Source organism: Streptomyces sp. NPDC031111, from assembly GCF_055570675.1.
Window position 1 is genome coordinate 579,760 of the sequence record NZ_JBVIGS010000001.1, and the last position, 22,223, is coordinate 601,982.

At 72.6% G+C, this 22,223-nt stretch carries 15 protein-coding genes; 12 read left to right on the top strand and 3 right to left on the bottom strand.

What is annotated here, in order from left to right:
• Positions 1-92 precede the first annotated feature (92 nt).
• Together ACZ470_RS02570 and ACZ470_RS02575 are read right to left on the bottom strand one after the other, a co-directional pair.
• A complete protein-coding gene (locus ACZ470_RS02570; protein ID WP_468423698.1) occupies positions 93-1,703 on the bottom strand; it encodes an NADH-ubiquinone oxidoreductase-F iron-sulfur binding region domain-containing protein in 1,611 nt (536 codons plus the stop codon).
• Complete coding sequence (locus tag ACZ470_RS02575; protein ID WP_468423700.1) at positions 1,700-2,953, bottom strand: ferric reductase-like transmembrane domain-containing protein; 1,254 nt, start codon at positions 2,951-2,953, stop codon at positions 1,700-1,702. Before ACZ470_RS02575 ends, ACZ470_RS02570 begins: the two co-directional genes overlap by 4 nt.
• Before the next feature lie 482 nt (positions 2,954-3,435).
• Here ACZ470_RS02575 and leuS point away from each other — a divergent pair, with 482 nt between their 5' ends.
• The 9 genes from leuS to ACZ470_RS02620 all read left to right on the top strand — a co-directional run bounded on the left by leuS (position 3,436) and on the right by ACZ470_RS02620 (position 15,168).
• Positions 3,436-6,318 (top strand): leucine--tRNA ligase, encoded by a 2,883-nt coding sequence (leuS, locus tag ACZ470_RS02580; RefSeq protein ID WP_468423702.1) that lies wholly within the window; start codon positions 3,436-3,438, stop codon positions 6,316-6,318.
• Between the two features lie 142 nt (positions 6,319-6,460).
• Positions 6,461-7,207, top strand: a complete 747-nt coding sequence (locus ACZ470_RS02585; protein WP_468423704.1) for a hypothetical protein — start codon at positions 6,461-6,463, stop codon at positions 7,205-7,207.
• 83 nt (positions 7,208-7,290) lie between these two features.
• Positions 7,291-8,136 carry a DegV family protein gene (locus ACZ470_RS02590; protein ID WP_468423706.1) on the top strand — a complete coding sequence of 282 codons (846 nt, stop codon included), beginning with the start codon at positions 7,291-7,293 and terminating at the stop codon, positions 8,134-8,136.
• 744 nt (positions 8,137-8,880) lie between these two features.
• On the top strand, positions 8,881-9,882 hold the full coding sequence (locus ACZ470_RS02595) for a helix-hairpin-helix domain-containing protein (RefSeq protein ID WP_468423708.1): 1,002 nt from the start codon (positions 8,881-8,883) through the stop codon (positions 9,880-9,882).
• On the top strand, positions 9,879-12,434 hold the full coding sequence (locus ACZ470_RS02600) for a ComEC/Rec2 family competence protein (RefSeq protein WP_468423710.1): 2,556 nt from the start codon (positions 9,879-9,881) through the stop codon (positions 12,432-12,434). Before ACZ470_RS02595 ends, ACZ470_RS02600 begins: the two co-directional genes overlap by 4 nt.
• 28 nt (positions 12,435-12,462) lie before the next feature.
• Entirely contained in the window at positions 12,463-13,302 is an 840-nt protein-coding gene (locus tag ACZ470_RS02605; RefSeq protein ID WP_468424046.1) for an arylamine N-acetyltransferase family protein, read from the top strand.
• Between the two features lie 54 nt (positions 13,303-13,356).
• Positions 13,357-13,602 (top strand): hypothetical protein, encoded by a 246-nt coding sequence (locus ACZ470_RS02610; RefSeq protein ID WP_468423711.1) that lies wholly within the window; start codon positions 13,357-13,359, stop codon positions 13,600-13,602.
• 58 nt (positions 13,603-13,660) lie between these two features.
• On the top strand, positions 13,661-14,650 hold the full coding sequence (holA, locus tag ACZ470_RS02615; RefSeq protein WP_468423713.1) for a DNA polymerase III subunit delta: 990 nt from the start codon (positions 13,661-13,663) through the stop codon (positions 14,648-14,650).
• Positions 14,651-14,772: 122 nt separating this feature from the next.
• Entirely contained in the window at positions 14,773-15,168 is a 396-nt protein-coding gene (locus tag ACZ470_RS02620) for a nuclear transport factor 2 family protein (RefSeq protein WP_468423715.1), read from the top strand.
• A gap of 198 nt (positions 15,169-15,366) precedes the next feature.
• Here the strand turns inward: ACZ470_RS02620 and rpsT are convergent, their stop codons facing one another.
• On the bottom strand, positions 15,367-15,633 hold the full coding sequence (gene rpsT / locus ACZ470_RS02625; protein ID WP_030858234.1) for a 30S ribosomal protein S20: 267 nt from the start codon (positions 15,631-15,633) through the stop codon (positions 15,367-15,369).
• 244 nt (positions 15,634-15,877) lie between these two features.
• On the opposite strand from rpsT, the gene lepA reads away from it, so the two are divergent.
• The 3 genes from lepA to ACZ470_RS02640 all read left to right on the top strand — a co-directional run bounded on the left by lepA (position 15,878) and on the right by ACZ470_RS02640 (position 22,186).
• Entirely contained in the window at positions 15,878-17,746 is a 1,869-nt protein-coding gene (gene lepA / locus ACZ470_RS02630; protein WP_468423716.1) for a translation elongation factor 4, read from the top strand.
• Between the two features lie 245 nt (positions 17,747-17,991).
• Positions 17,992-19,866, top strand: a complete 1,875-nt coding sequence (locus tag ACZ470_RS02635) for an AMP-dependent synthetase/ligase (RefSeq protein ID WP_468423717.1) — start codon at positions 17,992-17,994, stop codon at positions 19,864-19,866.
• Positions 19,867-20,128: 262 nt separating this feature from the next.
• Positions 20,129-22,186, top strand: coding sequence for a SpoIIE family protein phosphatase (locus tag ACZ470_RS02640; protein ID WP_468423718.1), 2,058 nt, complete (start codon positions 20,129-20,131; stop codon positions 22,184-22,186).
• Positions 22,187-22,223: the final 37 nt, after the last annotated feature.

A 22,223-nucleotide genomic window follows, 5' to 3' on the forward strand; every position in this document is an offset into this window, starting at 1 on the left:
TGGTTGTGCGGGCGTGAGCCGGTGGCGTACCGGTGTGAGCCGGTGCTGTGCCCGTGGTGTCCGCCCCCGCCGACCGCGGGGGCGGACCCGTCTCAGCGGCCCAGGGCGCGCCGGCCGCGGCCCTGCGAGAGGACCGGCAGATTGCGGGACGGCGCCTTGGCCTGCGGCGCCTCCTCCTCGATGCGCAGCGCCAGCGCCGGGCAGCGGCGCACCGCCCGCAGCGCCTTCGCCTCGGCGAAGCGCGGCACCTGGGCCTGAGCCACCGTCGGGAAGCCGTCCGCGCCGAGCTGGAAGACCTCCGGGAGGATGTCCGCGCACAGGCCGTGGCCCCGGCACAGCGTCCAGTCGACGTAGATCTTCTGGCGGCTGGGCCCGTTCTCCTCGCCTCCCCCGCCGGGGATGCCCGTAGGGGCCCTGCCTCCCTCGAAGAGCGGCAGGACGCCCGCGACGGGCCGTCCGCAGCCGTTGCCGAGGACATGGGCGGCGAGGTCGTCGGTGAACGCCTTGACGGTCGACTCCAGGAACATCGCCGAGCCGTCCGGGTGCGAACACGCGCCGCGCCGCTTCACGTTCTTGGCGACCTGTTTCACCGCCTCCAGCGCGGCCGGCCCGCCGCCGTTGAGGATGTCCTCGAGGCCGCGCGCGGCGGCCGGCAGCCCCAGATAGCAGGGGCCGCACTGACCCGCGCTCTCCTCGGCGAGCCACTGCGCCACGCGCAGCGACTCGCCCAGCGCGCAGGTGTCCTGACTGATCGGCAGGATCGCCCCGGCGCCCAGCGAACCTCCCACCGCGTCCAGGGAGTTGCGGGAGACGATCGCCTCGTTGACGGTCGCCGCGTCGATCCACTTGCCGTGGTAGCCGCCCGTCAGCACCCCCTGCGGCACCGGCGGGGCGCCGGCGAGCTGGAGGACGTAGCGCAGCGGCACACCCGTCGGCACCTCGATCACCATGGGGCGGGCCACCGCCCCGGACACCGTGAGCATCACGGTGCCCGGCTCGTCGTACAGGCCCGTGTTGCCGTAGCGCTCCGGCCCGATGCGGGCGGCGATGGCGAGCTGGGCGAACGTCTCGGCGTTGGACAGCAGCGTGGGCGCGCCGCCGACGCCGTTCTTCGAGGCGCTGACCTTGCGGCCCGGCGGGATCGCCGGGCCGCCGTCGATGGAGCGGATCAGGGAGGCCGCCGCGCCCGTGACCATGCGGACCGGGTTGCGCTGCACGCGGGCGCGCAGCGCGGAACGGCGTCCGTTGCTCAGGCCGCGTTCGGCGAGCGCGGCCTCCATGGAGCGCTGGGTGGACTCCCGGGTGACCCCCACCACGAGCGTGCGGGCACCCATGGCCTCGGCGCACAGCAGCGCGCCGTCCAGGATGAGATGCGGGGCACGGTTGATCAGCACCGTGTCCTTGCGGCAGGCCGGCTCGTCCTCGCTGCCGTTGACGACGACGACCGGCCGGACGCCGCGCTTGATCGCCGATTCGGCGACCGAGCGCAGCTTCTTGTGGAAGGGGAACCCCGCGCCGCCGCGGCCCCTGAGGTTGATGCGTTCGGCGAGCTGCGCGAGCTGCTCACCGCCCAGGGGCTCGAGCGGTCCGTGCACCTTGAGGTGCATGGGCAGGTCGAGCCGGTCGACAAGGTCGAAGCCCGACGTGAGCTGGGGAAGCCCGACCACGCGGACTTCGGGTACGTCGGGCAGGGCCTCGTTCACTTAAAGCCTCCGGAGGGCGTGTTCCAAGGTTCGCCCGAACCCGGTGCGTCGAAGTCGTAGGACGACGAGGGCGACGCACCGGGGAGTGGTTCATTGGCGGGACCGCTGTTGTACGTGTCACTCGGGTTGTACGTGCCGTAGAGGGTGTTCGTCTCACCGGTGTCGTACACATCACTCGAGCCGTAGCCGGAGCCGACCGAATTGTCATAGGCCGGGATGTTGTATCCGGTGTCGTTGAGCGGGTCGTACGCCGACGGCGGGGCCTCGCCGACCGGCGGCGGGGACGGGATCGGCCAGTTGCCCGAGGTACTGGAGGGGCCGTCCAGGCGCGGCATGGCCTCCGTCGGCTGCATGTCGAGCGGCAGTTCCATGCGGGCGGTCGCGTCGGTGAGGGGGGCCTGTCCGGCCGGGGGCCGGCCGGGCGCCGACACCGCGCGGTAGGCGGCCGCGAAGCCGTTCGCCGGCTCCGGGGCGGGTGCGCGCTCGGCGGTCTCGTACAGCGGGCGCTCGCCGCGCGGACGCCCGTCGCCCCGCGCGGGGCCGCGCCCCGCGTCGTACCCGGGCAGCGCGGACTCGGCCGCCCGGGACCTGCTCTCCTCCAGCTGCTCCTCGCGGACGCGCTGCTGGTCGGGGGCGCCGAGCAGGGCGATGATCCGGTCGGCGATTCTGCGCTTGACGCGGGGCGGGGAGGCGCGCACGACGAGGGCCGCCGTGACACCGACCACGGACAGGCCGTAGAGGATCAGGAAGATCGGCTTCGCGGCTCGACCCGCGTAGAGGCCGTGCACCAGCGCGGCGCACCAGGCCGGGTAGGCCAGCATGTGCATCGCCCGCCAGCGGGCCGCCACCGGCGCCGGGGAGGCGAAGCGGTTGCGCAGCACACCGGTGATGCCGACGAAGATCATCAGCAGGCCGGCGAGGGTGCCGAGGCCGATGAGGAACGCCCTGCCCGTGACGGCCTCGTCGTCGGTGAGCAGCAGTCCGAAGGGGATCACCGCGGCGATCCACGAGGTGTGCTCCTGCACCAGCTTGACGACGATGTGCACCACCAGGAAGACGATCGAGGCGACCGCGGTCGTCCGGTGCACCGCCTGCGCCAGGATCCGCTGCCGCGGGCCGAGCAGGATCCGGTCCTGGGCGATGAGTCCCCAGATCACCGAGCAGCTCAGGCAGACGAGCGACAGGACGCCCGCGCCGAAGCTGAGGAACTCGACGAGCCAGTCGTCCGCAGTGCTGTCGTCCGGCCTCACGACCTGCCTCCCGACGTCACGACGCGGAGCGGGTACGACGGAGCCGCAGCCGACCGGCCCCGTGCGGGGGGTGGGCTGCTGTCTGGACGAGGGTTCATGGGGGCAACTCCGAACGGTTCGGTAAAGCGGTCCCGCTGCCGCACTCTAGAGCTCGTCATACCGATGAGTACGAGGTTTGAGTTATTGCGCTGTTATCAAAAGACAATGTGGTCGTTGTGATGTCCCTTAGTGGTTGTTACGCGAAGTAACATTTGAACGGGGGTCAACGTGGCGGGAAGCGCGTCGCGGCCGGATCACCGACTGCGGTACCCTGGCGCCATGCGTGCCGTACGCCTTCTGCTTAGCGAGCCGCGCTGATCAGTCCCGACCGCCGATCACCGGCAGGTCGGAATCGGCGCGGCGTCCCCTCCTGTGCGAGGGGATTTTTCATTTCCGGACAGTCGCAGCAGCAGGCAGAGACGATCGATGGAGCATTGAGGACCATGAGCGAGACGAACCCCGCTGCCACCGCAGCCGCGGAGGCCGCGCCGCACCGCTACACGGCCGCCCTGGCGGCCGAGATCGAGGCACGCTGGCAGGACTTCTGGGACGCCGAGGGCACCTACGCCGCGCCCAACCCGAGCGGCGACCTGTCGGGCGACCCGGTGACGGCCGCCAAGCCCAAGAAGTTCATCATGGACATGTTCCCGTACCCCTCCGGTGCGGGACTGCACGTCGGACACCCCCTGGGCTACATCGCCACCGACGTCTTCGCCCGCTTCCAGCGCATGACCGGGCACAACGTCCTGCACACCCTGGGCTTCGACGCCTTCGGCCTGCCCGCCGAGCAGTACGCCGTGCAGACCGGCACGCACCCGCGCGTGTCCACCGAGGCCAACATCAAGAACATGCAGAGCCAGCTGCGCCGGCTGGGCCTGGGCCACGACAAGCGCCGGTCGTTCGCCACGATCGACCCGGATTACTACAAGTGGACCCAGTGGATCTTCCTGCAGATCTTCAACTCCTGGTACGACGAGGAGGCGGGGCGGGCCCGCCCGATCTCCGAGCTGGTCGAGCGGTTCGAGTCCGGTGAGCGCGCGCTGCCCGGCGGCGGCTCCTGGAACGAGCTGAGCGAGGCCGAGCGCGCCGACGTCCTGGGCGAGTTCCGCCTGGCCTACGCCTCCGACGCGCCGGTCAACTGGTGTCCAGGACTGGGCACCGTGCTGGCCAACGAGGAGGTCACCGCCGAGGGCCGCTCCGAACGCGGCAACTTCCCCGTCTTCAAGGCCAAGCTGCGCCAGTGGAACATGCGCATCACCGCCTACGCCGACCGTCTGCTGGACGACCTGGACGCCCTGGACTGGCCCGAGGCGATCAAGCTGCAGCAGCGCAACTGGATCGGCCGCTCCGAGGGCGCCCGCGTCGACTTCCCGATCGACGGCGAGCGCGTCACCGTCTTCACCACCCGCCCCGACACCCTGTTCGGCGCCACCTATATGGTGCTGGCGCCCGAGCACCCGCTGGTCGAGAAGTTCACCCCGCAGGAGTGGCCCGAGGGCACCCACGAGGTGTGGACCGGCGGACACGCCACGCCCGCGGAGGCGGTCTCCGCCTACCGCGCGCAGGCCGCCTCCAAGTCCGACGTCGAGCGGCAGGCCGAGGCCAAGGACAAGACCGGCGTCTTCATCGGCGCGTACGCCACCAACCCGGTCAACGGCGAGCAGGTGCCCGTCTTCATCGCCGACTACGTCCTGATGGGCTACGGCACCGGCGCGATCATGGCCGTCCCCGGCCACGACACCCGTGACTTCGCGTTCGCCCGCGCCTTCGAACTGCCCATCGTCTGTGTGGTCGAGCCGACCGACGGACGCGGCACCGACCCGTCGACGTGGGACGACGCGTTCGTCTCGTACGACGCGAAGATCGTGAACTCGTCCGGCGCCGGCGTCACGCTGGACGGCCTGGGCGTCACCGAGGCCAAGGCCCGCATCACGGAGTGGCTGGAGCACACGGGCCACGGCGAGGGCACCGTCAACTTCCGCCTGCGCGACTGGCTGTTCAGCCGGCAGCGCTACTGGGGCGAGCCCTTCCCGATCGTCTACGACGAGGACGGCATCGCCCACGCCCTGCCCGAGTCGATGCTGCCGCTGGAACTGCCCGAGGTCGAGGACTACTCGCCGCGCACCTTCGACCCGGACGACGCCGACACCCAGCCCGAGACGCCGCTGTCCCGCAACGCGGACTGGGTGAACGTCACCCTGGACCTGGGCGACGGCCGCGGCCCGCGCAGGTACCGGCGCGAGACCAACACCATGCCCAACTGGGCCGGTTCCTGCTGGTACGAGCTGCGCTACCTGGACCCGCACAACAGCGAGAAGCTGGTCGACCCGGCCATCGAGCAGTACTGGATGGGCCCGCGCGAGGGCATGCCGCACGGCGGCGTCGACCTGTACGTCGGCGGCGCCGAGCACGCCGTACTGCACCTGCTGTACGCCCGCTTCTGGTCCAAGGTGCTGTACGACCTGGGGCACGTGTCGTCGGCGGAGCCGTTCCACAAGCTGTTCAACCAGGGCATGATCCAGGCCTACGTCTACCGCGACAGCCGGGGCATCGCCGTACCGGCCGCCGAGGTGGAGGAGCACGACGGCGCCTACTGGTACCAGGGCGAGCGGGTCTCCCGGCTGCTGGGCAAGATGGGCAAGTCCCTGAAGAACGCCGTCACTCCGGACGAGATCTGCGCCGAGTACGGTGCCGACACGCTGCGCCTGTACGAGATGGCCATGGGCCCGCTGGACGTGTCCCGGCCGTGGGACACCCGCGCGGTGGTCGGCCAGTTCCGGCTGCTCCAGCGGCTGTGGCGCAACGTCGTCGACGAGGCGAGCGGCGAGGTGACCGTCGTCGACACGGACGAGGTCGACGAGGACACCCTGCGCGCCCTGCACAAGGCGATCGACGGCGTCCGCGGCGACCTGGAGGGCATGCGCTTCAACACCGCCATCGCCAAGGTCACCGAGCTGAACAACCACCTGACCAAGCGGGGAGGGGCGCTGCCGCGCTCCGTCGCGGAGCCCCTGGTGCTGCTGATCGCGCCGCTGGCCCCGCACATCGCCGAGGAGCTGTGGCGCAAGCTGGGCCACACCGACTCCGTCGTCCACCGGGACTTCCCGGTCGCCGACCCCGCCTACGTGGTCGACGAGACCGTGACCTGCGTGGTGCAGATCAAGGGCAAGGTCAAGGCGCGGCTGGAGGTGTCCCCGGGCATCGCCGAGGACGAGCTGGAGAAGGTCGCGCTGGCCGACGAGCGGGTCGTCGCGGCGCTGGACGGCGCCGGCATCCGCAAGGTGATCGTCCGGGCACCGAAACTGGTGAACATCGTTCCGGCGTGAGGTGAGCGTTCGGGGTCCGGGTGACCCCCTACGGGCAGGTTCGGGGTTTTTCGGGAACTCCGGGCCTGCCCGTTGCGTTTACCGTGGAGGAGCGGCGCGGAGTGCGCCGGGACAGGCAACAGGGGCCCGGAGGAGGAGCTTCGTGGAAGCGGTGTTCGCAGTGGTCGCCCTGCTCTTCGTGCTCTTCGTCGTGCTCGGCGCCTACGCCACGGTGAAGGTCGTCGGCGCCGCCAAGCGCAGCGCGGACCGCCACATCACCCAGGCCCGCCGCACGGTCGAGGACCACACCCTGCGGGCCAAGGCGTTCGCCCAGCCCGGACCGGCCGGTGAGATCGCCCAGCTCCGGCTCAAGCTGCGCACCTCCATGCGGGCCACACAGGACGCGCTGGAGGCCGCCGTCGCCGAGGACGAGTCCATCAAGGAGTCCCTCGCCCTGTTCCAGCGGCTCAGCGCCCACGGTCACGAACTGGACGGCGAGCTCAGGCGCCTGGAGTCCGAACCGGACCGCGCCACCCTCGCCGCGCGACTGCCCGAGCTGAGCGAGCGCACCGAGCGCATCACGAGTTCCGCGGACTCCCTGCGCTGGGCGGCCCGCGACCGCGCCCGCCGTTTCGCCTCCGACGACCTGGACTCCCTCAGCGAGCAGATCGACATGGAGGCCGGGGCCCTGCGGCACTGGACCACCACGGAACCGTCTCCGGCAGCCCCGCCCTGGCCCGAAGCACCCACCGCCGACGCCCCGACGGCCGGTCAGACCTGGCCGGAGACTCCGGAGCCCGCCTCGGCGAAGGAACCGGAACAGGAGCCCGCGCGGCCCGCCATCACCCCGGCCGCGCCCCGCCCCACCTACCCCTGGCAGAAGAAGCCCCGCCCCGAGAGCACCACTTGAGCACCCCCTGATCCGGCCACCGCCGGACCCGGCCCGCGGGGCCGGGCTGCCGCACGGGCACTACGCCAGGTAACCTCCAGCTCATGTCCCGCCATGTCGCGATCGTCACCGATTCAACGGCCTACCTTCCGGCCCGGACGATGGAGCGGCACCGCATCACGGCGGTACCCCTGACCGTGGTCCTCGGCGACCGCGCGCTCGAAGAGGGCACCGAGATCTCCACCCGCTCCCTCGCCGAGGCTTTGCAGAAGCGGCGCCCGGTGACGACGTCACGCCCCGGCCCCGAGGTCTTCGCCGAGACCTACCGCAAGGTCGCCGAGTCGGGGGCCACCGGCATCGTCTCCCTCCACCTCTCCGCCGAACTCTCCGGCACCCACGACGCGGCGGTCGTGGCGGCCCGTGGGGCGCCGGTGCCGGTGCGGGTGGTGGACACCGGCATGATCGCGATGGCTCTCGGATTCTGCGCCCTCGCCGCGGCGGAGACCGCGGAGGCGGGCGGCACGGTGGACGAGGCGGTCACGGCCGCGGAGAAACGGGCGGCGGGCACCTCCGCGTACTTCTACGTCGACACCCTCGACTACCTGCGCCGTGGCGGCCGCATCGGCGCCGCGCAGGCCCTGCTGGGCTCGGCCCTCGCGGTGAAGCCGCTGCTCCAGCTGGCGGGCGGCCGCATCGAGCCGCTGGAGAAGGTGCGCACGGCGTCGAAGGCGATCGCCCGCCTCGAGGAGATCGCGGCCGAACGCGCGGGCGGGGCGGAGGTGGACATCGCCGTCCACCACCTCGCCGCCCAGGAGCGCGCCTCCGCCCTCGCGGACCGGCTGCGGACCCGGCTGCCGGGACTGGCCGACCTGCATGTGAGCGAGGTGGGGGCGGTGATCGGGGCGCACACGGGCCCCGGGCTGCTGGGGGTCGTGGTCTCGCCCCGGTGACCTGTGTTCGCACTCGTGAGGGTGACGGAGTTGTCCACAACCGGGCCGTAGTCCACGGGAATTGAGCAAGATCATCGCGGATGCGGCGTTGTGCCGGATCCTCCTCGCATGGCACTTCGATCACGCTCAAGCTCACGTACGGCGACGGCAACCAGCGGCCCCGGCCGCGCCCCCGCCTCCGACGGCCGCGCCCGCCACCGTCGGCCGGGCGGCTTCCGGGCCCGGAACCGCGAAGCGGCGGCGGAGGAACTCCGGCACCGCGCACAGTCCCTGTTCGACGACCAGGAGGACACCGGCGGCAGGCGTCCCCCGGGCTGGGCGGCACGGGCCGGCACACACCGAATCGCCCGGCCCGGCCCTCCGGGCACGGCGGACCGGGCGGTGGCCGCGGGTCGCGCGGGCGCCCGTCGCGTGGCGGCGGACCACTCAGCGGCGGGGAGCCGGCCACCCGACGCGCATCGGCCCGCGGTCGCGGATCGCACGCGCGGTGCCGGCCGCGCGGCGACCAGGGATCACCCGGTGGTGCCGGCGGACCGGCCGTCCGTGGCGGGTCGGCCGGTTGCCGTGGGTGGCGCGAGGGTTGTCGGTCGGGTGGGGGACGCGGGGCGGTCGACCGGTCCGGGTCGTGCCGTGGCTGGGGAGCGTCGGGTTGCCGGGAACCGGTCGGTGGCGGGCGAGCACCCGGTGGATCGGCCGTCCGTGGGTGGGCCGGTGGCCTTGGGTGGCGCGAGGGTTGTCGGTCGGGTGGGGGACGCGGGGCGGTCGACCGGTCCGGGTCGTGCCGTGGCTGGGGAGCGTCGGGTGGCCGGGAGCCGGCCGGTGGTCGGGGAGCGCCGGGTGGATCGGCCGTCCGTGGGTGGGCCGGTTGCCGTGGGGGACGCGGGCCGGTCGGCCGGGCTGGGTCGTGCCGTGGCTGTGGAGCGTGGGGGCGGCGGGAGCCGGCCGGTGGGCGGGGAGCGCCCGGCGGCCCGGCACGGCGGTGGCGCGGTGGACGACGACGCCGACTTCCCCGAGCCGGGAGGGCACGAGAGGGCCTCCGGCCGGGAGCGGGTGGGGCTCGCGCTGCGGGAGCGTCTGCCGTTGTGGGTGCAGGCGCGGTGCGGGCTGGAACGGCGGAGCGTGATCGCGCTGTCGGCACTGCTGGTGCTGGCCGTGGCCTTCGCCGTGCAGCACTTCTGGGCCGGCCGGACCCAGCCGGTACGGGCACCGGAGGTGGTGAGGGCCGCGCTGCCGCACGGGGAGCAGGGCGCGGACGGCGAAGGAGCCCGGTCGGCCGGTGGCCCGGCGAAGGCCGGCGGCTCGGCGGCGCCCGAGATCGTGGTCGACGTCGGCGGCAAGGTGCGGGACCCGGGCATCCACCGTCTGCCCGCCGGTTCACGCGTCGAGGACGCGCTGCGGGCGGCGGGCGGAGTACGCCCCGGCACCAGGACCGACACCCTCAACCGCGCCCGCTTCCTCGTCGACGGCGAGCAGGTGGTCGTGGGAGCCCCGGCACCGGCCGCGGCGTCCCCGGGCGGCGGCGGTACGGGTACGGCCGCGGCAGCCGGACCGGCGGCACCGGTGTCCCTCAACACCGCCACCCTCGACCAGCTCGACACGCTCCCCGGAGTCGGTCCCGTGCTGGCCCAGCACATCCTCGACCACCGCACCCGCAACGGCGGCTTCCGCTCGGTGGACGAACTGCGCGAGGTGAACGGCATCGGCGACCGCCGCTTCGCGGAGCTGCGCGACCTCGTCCGCCCATGACCACCGCACCGGACACGGAACCCACCACCCGGCGGCCCGTCCACGCCGCTTCGGGGAGCCGCCTCGGAGCCGCGCACCCGAGGCAGGAGGGGCCGACGGACCTCCGGCTGGTCCCGCCCGCCCTGGCCGCCTGGGCCACCGCCGCGGTGATGGTGCACGCCCCGCCCGGCCGGGCGGCGGGCGCGGTGATCGTCTCCCTGCTGGCGGCCGGCGTCCTCCTCGTGGCGCGGAGCCGGCTGACCGCACGGGGCAGGGCCACCGCCCACGCCGGTGCCGCCGCGCTGCTCTGCGTCGCCGCGGCGGCCGGATCGGCGGGCCTGCACGGCGCGGACCTGCGACGGGGCCCTGTGCCCGCCCTGGCACGGGAGTACGCGCCGGTGACCGCCGAGGTCGAGATCACCTCCGACCCCCGGCTCACCCGCCCCAGGGTCAGCGGCAACCACATGGCGCCGACCTCCGTGCTGATCGAGGCCGACGCGCGGCGGGTGGAAAGCGCCGACGGCACCGCGCGGACCACCCGCGCACCCGTACTGCTGATCGTCGACCCACGCCGGGCCGACCGGACATCGCCCGGCCGGGCGGAGAGCTCCCCCTGGCTCGGCCTCCTGCCCTCCACCCGCCTCCGCGTCGAGGCGCGGCTCGCCCCGCCGAGGGCGGGCGGCGACCGGTTCGCCGCCGTACTCCGCGTGAGGGGCCGCGACGGCCCGGAGGTCACAGGCCGGCCGTCGGCGCCGCAGCGCCTCGCGGGACGGCTGCGGGCCGGACTGCGGGAGGCGACCGACGGACTGACCGCGGACGCGCGGGCGCTGCTGCCAGGTCTGGTCGTGGGCGACACGGCGAGGATCACCCCGGAACTGGACGAGGCGTTCAGGGAGACCGACCTCACCCACACGCTCGCCGTCTCCGGCGCCAACTTCACGATCCTCCTCGCCCTGCTCCTCGGCCCTCCCGGCCTGGCACAGCGGGCCGAACGACGCGGGCTCGCACCCCGCCTCGGCATCTCCCTGCGGGCCACCGCACTGCTGGGCGCGGCGCTCTCCCTCGCCTTCGTCGTCGTGTGCCGTCCGGACCCCAGCGTGCTGCGGGCCGCCGCCTGCGGATCCGTCGCGCTGCTCGCCCTCGCCACCGGCCGCCGCAGATCCCTGGTCCCGGCCCTGGCGACGGCCGTCCTGCTCCTGGTGCTGTACGATCCCTGGCTGGCCGGCAGTTACGGCTTCCTGCTCTCCGTGCTGGCCACCGGCGCGCTGCTCACCCTCGCTCCGCGCTGGAGCGCGGGACTGCGGCGGCGCGGGGTCCCGCCCCGCCTCGCGGAGGCGCTGGCCGCCGCGGGCGCCGCGCAGGCACTGTGCGCACCGGTGGTCGCCGTGCTCGCGGCGCGGGTGAGCCTGGTGGCGATCCCCTGCAACCTCCTCGCGGAGTTCGCGCTCGCGCCGGCCACGGTGCTGGGCTTCCTGGCCCTGGCCACGGCGCCGGTGGCGATGCCGGCCGCGAAGGCGCTGGCCTGGTGCGCGAGCTGGCCGGCCGAGTGGATCGCGCGGGTCGCCAGGACCGGGGCGGCACTGCCCGGCGCGGGAGTGGACTGGCCCGGCAGCTGGGCCGGGGCGGCGGCACTCGGCGCCGTCACCCTGGCCGCACTGCTCGTGGGGCGGCGCCTGTTGAGGCACCCCTGGTGGTGCGTCGCCTGCGCGCTGCCGCTGGTGCTCCTGGTGGTGCAGCCCCCGCCGCTGACCAGGGTGATCACGGGCTGGCCGCCGCCGGGCTGGCGGATGGTGATGTGCGACGTGGGCCAGGGCGACGCGATGGTGCTGGCGGCGGGCGGGAACTCCGGCGTGGTCGTGGACGCCGGACCCGACCCGGCCCTCGTGGACCGCTGCCTGCGCTCGCTGGGCATCACCCGCGTCCCGCTCGTCCTACTGACCCACTTCCACGCCGACCACGTGGCGGGCCTGCCCGGTGTGCTGCGCGGACGCGCGGTGGGCGCCATCGGGACGACGGCCTTCGAAGAACCCGCCGACCAGGCCGCGTTCGTACGGAGACTCGCCGCGGACCGGCACGTCCCGGTGACGCACGCCGCAGCCGGTGAGGCCCGGCGCACGGGCGACCTGTCCTGGGAGGTGGTGTGGCCACCGCCGGGTCCGCCGGGTACGCCGGGTACGCCGGCTCCGTCCGTGCCGGAGGGCCCGAACGACGCCAGCGTGGCCATGCTGGTCCGCACGGCCGGCCTGCGCCTGCTGCTCCTCGGGGACCTGGAACCCCCGGCCCAGCGGGCCCTGGCCCGATCGTCCGCGGCCCGGCGACTGGCCGACGTCGACGTCCTCAAGGTCGCCCATCACGGCTCGGCGTACCAGGACGCGGACCTCATACGCCTGGCGGCCCCACGGCTGGCGCTGATCAGCACGGGGGAGGACAACACGTACGGGCACCCCGCCCCGGGCACGGTCGCCGCCCTCCGTGACGGAGGCGCGACGGTGCTGCGGACGGACCGGGACGGGGAGCTGGCGGTGACCGTCGGCGGGAACGGGAGCAAGGAGCTGCGGGTGGCGCGACACTGAGGGCATGACTGACGGCATGACGGACGGTATGAACACCGCGGGGATCGACGCCTATCTGCGCCGCCTGGGCGTCGAGCAGCCCGCCTGGCCCACCGTGGACGCGCTGCGCGAGCTGCATCTGCGGCATCTGCTGACCGTGCCGTTCGAGAACCTGTCCATCCATCTCGGCGAGGAGATCGTGCTGGACGAGAAGCGGCTGCTGGACAAGGTCGTGGAGGAGCGGCGGGGCGGGTTCTGCTACGAACTCAACGGCGCCTTCGGGGCGTTGCTCGCCGCCCTCGGCTACGACGTCACCCTGCTCGCGGCCCGGGTGTACGGGGACGGGGGCCGGCTCGGCATCCCGTACGACCATCTCGCGCTGCGGGTACGGACGGTGGACGGCGGCGACTGGCTGGCGGACATCGGCTTCGGGGCGCACTGCCATCTGCCGCTCGCCTTCGGGGAGCGGGGCGAGCAGGAGGACCCCGGGGGCACGTTCCGGATCGTCGAGGCGGGCGCGGACCCGGCCGGAGTGCGCGGCGGGCACGACACCGTGGAGGCGGCGGACCTGGACGTGAGCCGCGACGGGCGGCTGGTGTACCGCCTGGAGGTCCGGCCCAGGGCGCTCGCCGACTTCACGGCGGGGGCGTGGTGGCACAGCACCTCACCGGCCTCCCACTTCACGAAGTCGCCGGTGTGCTCGCGGATCACCGAGGACGGGGGGCGGATCACGCTCAGCGGCCGCCGTTTCACGGTCACCGCGCCGGACGGGACGCGGCGGGAGCGTGAGATCGCCACGGACGAGGAGGTGCTCGCGCTCTACCGGGACCGGTTCGGCATCGTCCTGGACGCGGTGCCCACGGCGCGCGGCACCGGGCACACCGGCTGACCGGGGTGGGACCGGCGGCGACCGGGCGGGACCGGGTGCCGGACAATGACCCCTGTGAGTGATGTGCGACATGTGCTGGTGCTGCCCGACCGTGACGCCGCGGAGGAGGTGGCCGAGGCGCTCGGGGAACGGTTCGGCGTGGACGAGGAACCGAGGCTGCTGCGGGACGCCCTGGCGGGTGAGGACGACGCGGAGGACGCGCAGTGGCTGGTCGTCCTGCGGGACGAGTCGGAGCGGCTGGACCCCGCCGAGCTGAACGCGTTCGCGGCCGAGTGGGAGGGCTGGCGGGAGGAGCCCTGAGACGGCGGGGCGCCCCGGCGGGCCGGCGTTGTCGGTGGCGCGTGGGATGCTTGGCGCGATGGCCAGGAAGACCGCATCCGACGACCCTCTCGCCCCGGTGACACTCGCCGTGGGCCAGGAGGACCTGCTGCTCGACCGTGCCGTGCAGGAGGTGGTGGCCGCCGCGAAGGCCTCCGACGCCGACACGGACGTACGCGACCTGACCCCGGACCAGCTCCAGCCGGGCACCCTCGCCGAGCTGACCAGCCCGTCGCTCTTCGCCGAGCGCAAGGTCGTGGTCGTGCGCAACGCGCAGGACCTCTCGGCCGACACGGTCAAGGACGTGAAGGCGTACCTCGGGTCGCCCGCCGAGGAGATCACGCTCGTCCTGCTGCACGCGGGCGGCGCCAAGGGCAAGGGGCTGCTCGACGCGGCGCGCAAGGCGGGGGCGCGGGAGGTCGCGTGCCCGAAGATGACCAAGCCGGCGGACCGGCTGGCCTTCGTGCGGGGCGAGTTCCGGACGGCCGGCCGGTCGGCCACCCCCGAGGCCTGCCAGTCGCTGGTCGACGCCATCGGCAGCGATCTGCGCGAGCTGGCCTCGGCCGTCTCCCAGCTGGCCGCGGATGTCGAGGGCACCATCGACGAGGCGGTCGTCGGCCGGTACTACACCGGGCGGGCCGAGGCATCGAGCTTCACCGTCGCCGACCGCGCGGTCGAGGGACGTACGGCGGAGGCCCTGGAGGCCCTGCGCTGGTCGCTGTCGACCGGGGTGGCCCCCGTGCTGATCACCAGCGCGCTCGCCCAGGGCGTACGGGCGATCGGCAAGCTGTCGTCGGCGCGCGGGGGCAGACCGGCCGATCTGGCCCGTGAGCTGGGCATGCCGCCGTGGAAGATCGACCGGGTGCGGCAGCAGATGCGCGGCTGGACCCCGGACGGCGTGGCCGTCGCGCTGCGCGCCGTGGCGGAGGCCGACGCGGGCGTGAAGGGCGGCGGCGACGACCCGGAGTACGCCCTGGAGAAGGCGGTAGTGACCGTCGCCCGCGCGGCCCGGTCGAGGGGACGGGCGTAGCCCCCGGGACCGCCCCCGGGACCGGGACAGCGGCGGTTGATCGAGTAGCCCCGTCGTTCTCCGGGAGGAGAATCGGAGGTGTCAGCCGCAGGCCGCTCAGGTACGGAGAGGTGGCGAGCGCGATGGCTGAACACCCGAGCGCACAGCTCGTCCGGAAGGGCTACGAGGCCTTCATCAGGGGGGACATGGAAGCCCTGCGTGGAATGCTGGCGTCGGACGCCACGCACCACGTGCCGGGTACCGGGGTGCTGGCCGGAGACTTCAAGGGCGCCGACGAGATCCTCGACATGTACCGGCAACTCGGTACCGAGACCGACGGTACGTTCGCCGTCGAGCTGGGACAGATTTTCGTCGACGCCCGGGGTCACGCCGTGTCCCTGCACCACCTCACGGCGGACCGCAAGGGCAGGCACCTGGACGTGGACGGATGCATCGTCTTCCGGATCGTCGGGGACAGGATGACGGACCTCGACGAGTGCGTCGCCGACATCGACGCGATGAACGACTTCTGGGCCTAGAAGCGATTTCTGGGCCAAGAAACGCCCGAAGGCCCCGTCCACCACCCCGGGGAAGGGGTGAGGGCGGGGCCTTCGGTTGAAGCGGGTGAGCCCGTACCCGCGTGGCGAACGCAGGCCGCGTACGGGCTCGGGGGCCGGCCGGGGGCGGATGAGAGAGGGCCCGCCCGGGTCCCGCCGGCGATCAGATCACAGGGTGGTTCAGCCCTTGACGGCCGCGACCTTCTGAGCCAGCGCCGACTTCTTGTTGGCGGCCTGGTTCTTGTGGATGACGCCCTTGGAGACGGCCTTGTCGAGCTGACGCGCGGCGGCGCGCTGGTACTCGGTGGCCTTCTCCACGTCACCCGCGGCGGCGGCCTCGCGGGCCTTGCGGATCGCGGTCTTCAGAGAGGACTTGACGGCCTTGTTGCGCAGCCGGGCCTTCTCGTTGGTCTTGTTCCGCTTGATCTGGGACTTGATGTTCGCCACGAATGAGCCTTTTCAGGTTCTGGTACGAGGCCGCACTGGACCCCGCGCCGGTGATTTTCTTGAGGTGTGCCTCGCGCTGAGAGGGCATGAGACACAGCCCCCCACACTACCAGCGGCCCATTCGGTGGCCCAAACCCGTCCCGGGTCGCCACCCGTGGGACCATGGAGGCTACGTATCGATCCGACCCGAGACCGCAGACGGACAAGCACACGTATGCGGACGCCTCAAGAATCAGGACCCTGCGTGCCCGCGATCCCCAGCCATGTGCCCGAGCCGAGCCGTACCGACCCGGCGCTGATCCGCAATTTCTGCATCATCGCGCACATCGACCACGGCAAGTCCACGCTCGCCGACCGGATGCTCCAGCTGACCGGGGTGGTCGAGCAGCGGCAGATGCGCGCTCAGTACCTCGACCGCATGGACATCGAGCGCGAGCGCGGCATCACGATCAAGTCCCAGGCGGTGCGATTGCCGTGGGCCCCGACCCACGACGAGGGCAACACGCACATCCTCAACATGATCGACACCCCCGGGCACGTCGACTTCACGTACGAGGTCTCCCGCTCGCTCGCCGCCTGCGAGGGCACGATCCTGCTGGTCGACGCCGCCCAGGGCATCGAGGCGCAGACCCTCGCCAACCTCTACCTGGCGATGGAGAACGACCTCACGATCATCCCCGTACTGAACAAGATCGACCTGCCGGCCGCGCAGCCGGAGAAGTTCGCCGAGGAGCTGGCGAACCTGGTCGGCTGCGACCCCGACGACGTGCTCAAGGTCTCCGCGAAGACCGGCCTCGGCGTCGAGGCGCTGCTGGACAAGGTGGTCGCCGAGATCCCCGCCCCGGTCGGCGTCAAGGACGCCCCCGCCCGCGCGATGATCTTCGACTCGGTCTACGACTCCTACCGCGGTGTCGTGACGTACGTCCGTGTCATCGACGGCCAGCTCAACAAGCGCGAGCGGATCCGGATGATGTCCACCGGCGCCACCCACGAGCTGCTGGAGATCGGCACCAACTCGCCGGAGATGCTGCCCGCCGACGGCCTCGGCGTCGGCGAGGTGGGCTATCTGATCACCGGTGTGAAGGACGTCCGCCAGTCCAAGGTCGGTGACACCGTCACCAGCCAGCACAAGGGCGCCGAGGAGGCGCTCGGCGGCTACAAGGACCCCAAGCCGATGGTGTTCTCGGGCCTCTACCCCCTGGACGGCTCCGACTACCCGGAGCTGCGCGAGGCCCTCGACAAGCTCCAGCTCAACGACGCCGCCCTGGTGTACGAGCCGGAGACCTCCGCCGCCCTCGGCTTCGGTTTCCGCGTCGGCTTCCTCGGCCTGCTGCACCTCGACGTGATCCGCGAGCGCCTGGAGCGCGAGTTCGGCCTCGACCTGATCGCCACCGCCCCCAACGTGGTCTACCGCGTGGTCATGGAGGACGGCAGCGAGCACACCGTCACCAACCCGAGCGAGTTCCCCGAGGGGAAGATCGGCGAGGTGTACGAGCCGGTCGTGCGCGCCACCATCCTGGCGCCCAGCGAGTTCATCGGCTCGATCATGGAGCTGTGCCAGACCCGGCGCGGTGTCCTGCTCGGCATGGACTACCTCTCCGAGGACCGCGTCGAGATCCGCTACACCCTCCCGCTCGCCGAGATCGTCTTCGACTTCTTCGACCAGCTGAAGTCCAAGACGCGCGGCTACGCCTCCCTCGACTACGAGCCCACCGGCGAGCAGACCTCCAGCCTGGTCAAGGTCGACATCCTGCTGCACGGCGACAAGGTGGACGCGTTCTCCGCGATCACCCACAAGGACCAGGCGTACGCGTACGGCGTGCGGCTCGTCGCCAAGCTGAAGGAGCTGATCCCGCGGCAGGCCTTCGAGGTGCCGGTACAGGCCGCCATCGGCTCCCGGGTGATCGCCCGCGAGACCATCCGCGCCATCCGCAAGGACGTTCTCGCCAAGTGCTACGGCGGTGACATCTCCCGTAAGCGGAAGCTGCTGGAGAAGCAGAAGGAAGGCAAGAAGCGGATGAAGATGGTGGGTTCCGTGGAGGTTCCGCAGGAGGCCTTCATCGCCGTCCTCTCCAGCGACGACAGCGCGGGATCGGCCAAGAGCAAGAAGTAGCCGGAGGTTACTGCGGGTCACTCCGCAAACCGGGCGTAACCGGGCCCGTCGCACGCGAGTGCGGCGGGCCCTACGCGTCGGTCAGGTAGCTCTCTGTGCGAAGTTACAGGCCGTGACCCCTTACGCCGTGGCCGGTCGCCCTTTACTCTGTCCGTGCTCGATAGTTACTCGCGAGTTAAACAACGGCGCGAGGAAACCCCAGCCGCACTGAGCCAGCCGCACCGTCGCGGGCCCCGGAGGATGTCGTGAGCGACACACAGACACTGATCGAGAACCGACCGCCGTCCGTGGCGGCCCTCTTCCTGGAGCGTGTGGCGGCCACACCGGACGCCGAGGCCTACCGCTACCCCGTCCCCCCGGCCTCCGGTGAGGGCCCGGACGACTGGAAGTCACTCACCTGGGCGGGCACCGCCGAACGGGTCCACGCCATCGCGGCCGGCCTGATCGAACTGGGCGTGGAGCCGGAGCAGCGGGTCGCGCTCGCCTCCTCGACCCGCGTCGAGTGGATCCTCGCCGACCTCGGCATCCTCTGCGCGGGCGCCGCCACCACCACGATCTACCCGCAGACCAACGCCGACGAGTCCGCCTACATCCTCTCCGACTCCCAGAGCCGCGTGCTCATCGCGGAGAACGCCGAGCAGGCCGCCAAGGCGGTCGAGAAGCGCGCCGAGCTGCCCGAGCTCACCCGCGTCGTGGTCATCGACCCGGTCGGCGCCGACACCGACGACTTCGTGATCACCCTCACCGAACTGGAGAAGCGCGGCGCCGCGCGGCTCCAGAAGGAATCGGAGCTGATCAAGGAGCGGGTCGCCGCGATCACCAAGGACCAGCTCGCCACCCTCATCTACACCTCCGGCACCACCGGCCGCCCCAAGGGCGTGCGCCTGCCGCACGACAACTGGGCCTACATGGCGAAGGCGATCGCGGCGACCGGCCTGTGCACCAAGGACGACGTGCAGTACCTGTGGCTGCCGCTCGCCCACGTCTTCGGCAAGGTCCTCACCTCCGGCCAGATCGAGCTCGGCCACGTCACCGCCGTCGACGGCCGCGTCGACAAGATCATCGAGAACCTTCCGGTGGTCCAGCCGACCTACATGGCGGCCGTGCCCCGCATCTTCGAGAAGGTCTACAACGGTGTCGCCGCCAAGGCGAAGGCCGGCGGAGGCGCCAAGTACAAGATCTTCCAGTGGGCGGCCGGCGTCGCCCGCGAGTACGCCAAGGTCACCCAGGACAACTTCCGCCGCACCGGCACCGCGAGCGCCCCCTTCGGCCTGCGCGGCAAGCACGCCGTCGCCGACAAGCTCGTCTACGCCAAGATCCGCGAGGCCTTCGGCGGCAACCTCCGCGCCTGCGTCTCCGGCTCCGCGGCCCTCGCCCCCGAGATCGGCTACTTCTTCTCCGGTGCCGGCATCCACATCCTGGAGGGCTACGGCCTCACCGAGTCCTCCGCCGCCTCCTTCGTCAACCCCGGCGAGGCCTACCGCACCGGCACCGTCGGCAAGCCGCTCCCCGGCACCGAGGTGCGCATCGCCGACGACGGCGAGATCCTGCTGCGCGGCCCCGGCATCATGCAGGGCTATCACAACCTGCCCGAGAAGACCGCCGAGGTCCTGGAGGAGGACGGCTGGTTCCACACCGGTGACATCGGCGAACTCTCCGCCGACGGCTACCTCCGCATCACCGACCGCAAGAAGGACCTGATCAAGACCTCCGGCGGCAAGTACATCGCCCCCGCCGAGGTCGAGGGCCAGTTCAAGGCGGTCTGCCCCTACGTCTCCAACATCCTCGTCCACGGCGCCGACCGGAACTACTGCACCGCCCTCATCGCCCTCGACGAGGCCTCCATCACCGCCTGGGCGGCGGAGAACGGCATGGAGGGCAAGCCCTACGCGGACATCGTCGCCGCGCCCGCCACGGTCGAGATGGTCGACGGCTACGTCAAGCAGCTCAACGAGGGGCTCCAGCGCTGGCAGACCATCAAGAAGTTCCGCCTCCTGCCCCGCGACCTCGACGTCGAGCACGGCGAGATCACCCCGAGCCTGAAGCTGAAGCGCCCGGTGGTGGAGCGGGAGTACAAGGACCTCATCGAGGAGATGTACGCGGGCACGCGCGAGGCGTGACCGCCCTGATGTGACGGAGGGGGCGGGGTTTCCGTGCCGGAGGGCCGGACACCCCGCCCCCTCGCCTTCTCTCCGCCCCTCCCGGGCTTTCCGTGATGTCCAGAACCGGACGACTTTCTGTTCGTTCCTGACCACACGCGTAGCACTGTTCTCACCCCTGGCGGCCCACTTCGGTAACTCGGTGCTTATGGACGGGTCCGGTCTGTCACCCTGTCGGCAGCGATCGAGGTTCTATTCGTACGAACTGCCCGGGGAGCCGCCCATGAGGGCCATTCCGACCCAACGGGAGACAGCCTCGTGCGCCTCCGACGTGCGGGGGCGCACGCGGGTGGAAGCGACCCTGTCCGGAAGTCCCCTCGCGCCGGGGTCCGCACGCGCCCTGCTGCGCAAGGCGCTCACCGAGTGGGCGCAGCTCGCGCTGCCCGGCACCGAACACCTCACCGGCCGCGTCGGCGACGACGCCACGCTGATCGCCAGCGAACTCGTCACCAACGCCGTCGTGCACGCCGGCACCGACGTGCGCGTGGCGTGCGGGCTGGAGGAGGAGACCGGCGCGCTCGTCGTCGAGGTCGCCGACCAGCACCCCTCCCGCGCGCCACGCGGCAACGAGCCGGAGGCGCCGTGGCACGACACCCCCGAGTACGGGCGCGGCCTGCGCCTCGTCGCGGCGCTCTCCGACGCCTGGGGCATCACCTACCGTCCGGGCACGAAGACGGTGTGGGCGCGGCTGTCCGCCGGGGGGTCCGCGGCGGGCGACCGGATCGAGGCGTACGCGGGGGAGCGCACGCTGGCGCGGGACCTGAGGGTGGCGGAGATCCTCGCGCCGGAGCCGCCGCGCACGGACCAGGGCGTGCCCGATCCGCTGCGCTCCCTGACCCCGCACGGTCACCGGGAGGGGCCCGGTCCCGCCCGGGACGCCTGGCGCGGCGGCTCGTACGGCGACGACTGGCTGGCCCGCCGCCACGGGCGGGACGGGACCTGGCTGGGGCGTGGCGCCCTGTCGTTCCTCGCCGAGGCCTCCGACCTGCTCGCCGGGCAGCTCGACGAGGACCTGGTCGCCTCGCTCACCGGGCAGCTGATCGTGCCGCGGCTGGCCGACTGGTGCGCGGTGTGGCTGGAGGACGAGACCACCGGCCACGGCGGCTGGGACGACGCGCCCCGGCCCGGCGACGGCCCCCGCCTCGCCCGCGTCTGGCACGCCAGCGAGAACAGCATCGAGGAACTGACCCGCTCCCTGGAGCGGAACCCGCCCCACCCCACGGACCCGTTACACCCCGGGCCGGCCCCCTACCCCTGGCCGGAGGAGGCGCACCCCCGGCCGGAGGAGGCGCTCGACACCCCCGAGAACCCGGCCACCGCCGGTACCGCCCTCGCCTACCGGCTCGTCGCCGGCGGGCGCCCGCTCGGCACGCTGGTGATCGGCCGGGGCGGCATCGACCGCTTCCCCGACGAGATCACCGGACTCGTCGAGGACCTCGCCCGACGCGTCGCCCTCGCCATCGGGGCCGCCCGGCAGTACTCCCGCCAGGCCACCATCAGCGCCGTGCTCCAGCGCGGTCTGCTGCCCGGCGCCGTCGCCGAGATCCCCGGCGTGCGCAGCGCCCTCGTCTACGAACCCTGCGACAAGGGCGGACCGAGCGGCGACTTCTACGACGTCTTCCCGGCCGGCGACGGACGCTGGTGCTTCGCTGTCGGCGACGTCCAGGGCAAGGGCCCCGAGGCCGCCGTCGTCATCGGGCTGGCCCGGCCCTGGCTGCGGTTGCTCGCCCGCGAGGGCTACCGCGTCGCCGACGTCCTCGACCGCCTCAACCAGCTCCTCCTCGACGACGCCACGGAGGCCGCCGACGCCGCCGCCCGCGCCCTGGTTGCGGCCGGCGCCCGCCCCACGGCCCCCGGCGACGGCCCCCAGACCCGCTTCCTCTCCCTCCTCTACGGCGAACTCGTCCCCTTCGACGGCGGCGTCCGCTGCACCCTCGCCTCCGCCGGACACCCCCTGCCCCTGCTGCTCGCCCCCGACGCCACCGTCCGCACCGTCGCCCAGCCGCAGACCCTGCTCGGGGTCGTCGAGGACGCCACGTACACCAGTGAGACCTTCGAGATGTACTCCGGCGACACCCTGCTCTGCGTCACCGACGGGGTCACCGAGCGGCGCTCCGGCTCCCGCCAGTTCGACGACGGGGACGGGCTCGCCACGGCGCTGGCGGGGTGCGCGGGGATGGACGCGGACCTGATAGCGGAGCGGATCACCCAGCTCGTGCACGAGTTCGGGGCCCGGCCGCCGGCGGACGATCTCGCCCTGCTGGTGCTCCAGGCGGAGTGACGCGATGAGTGACGCGATGAGTGACGCGGCGGGTGCG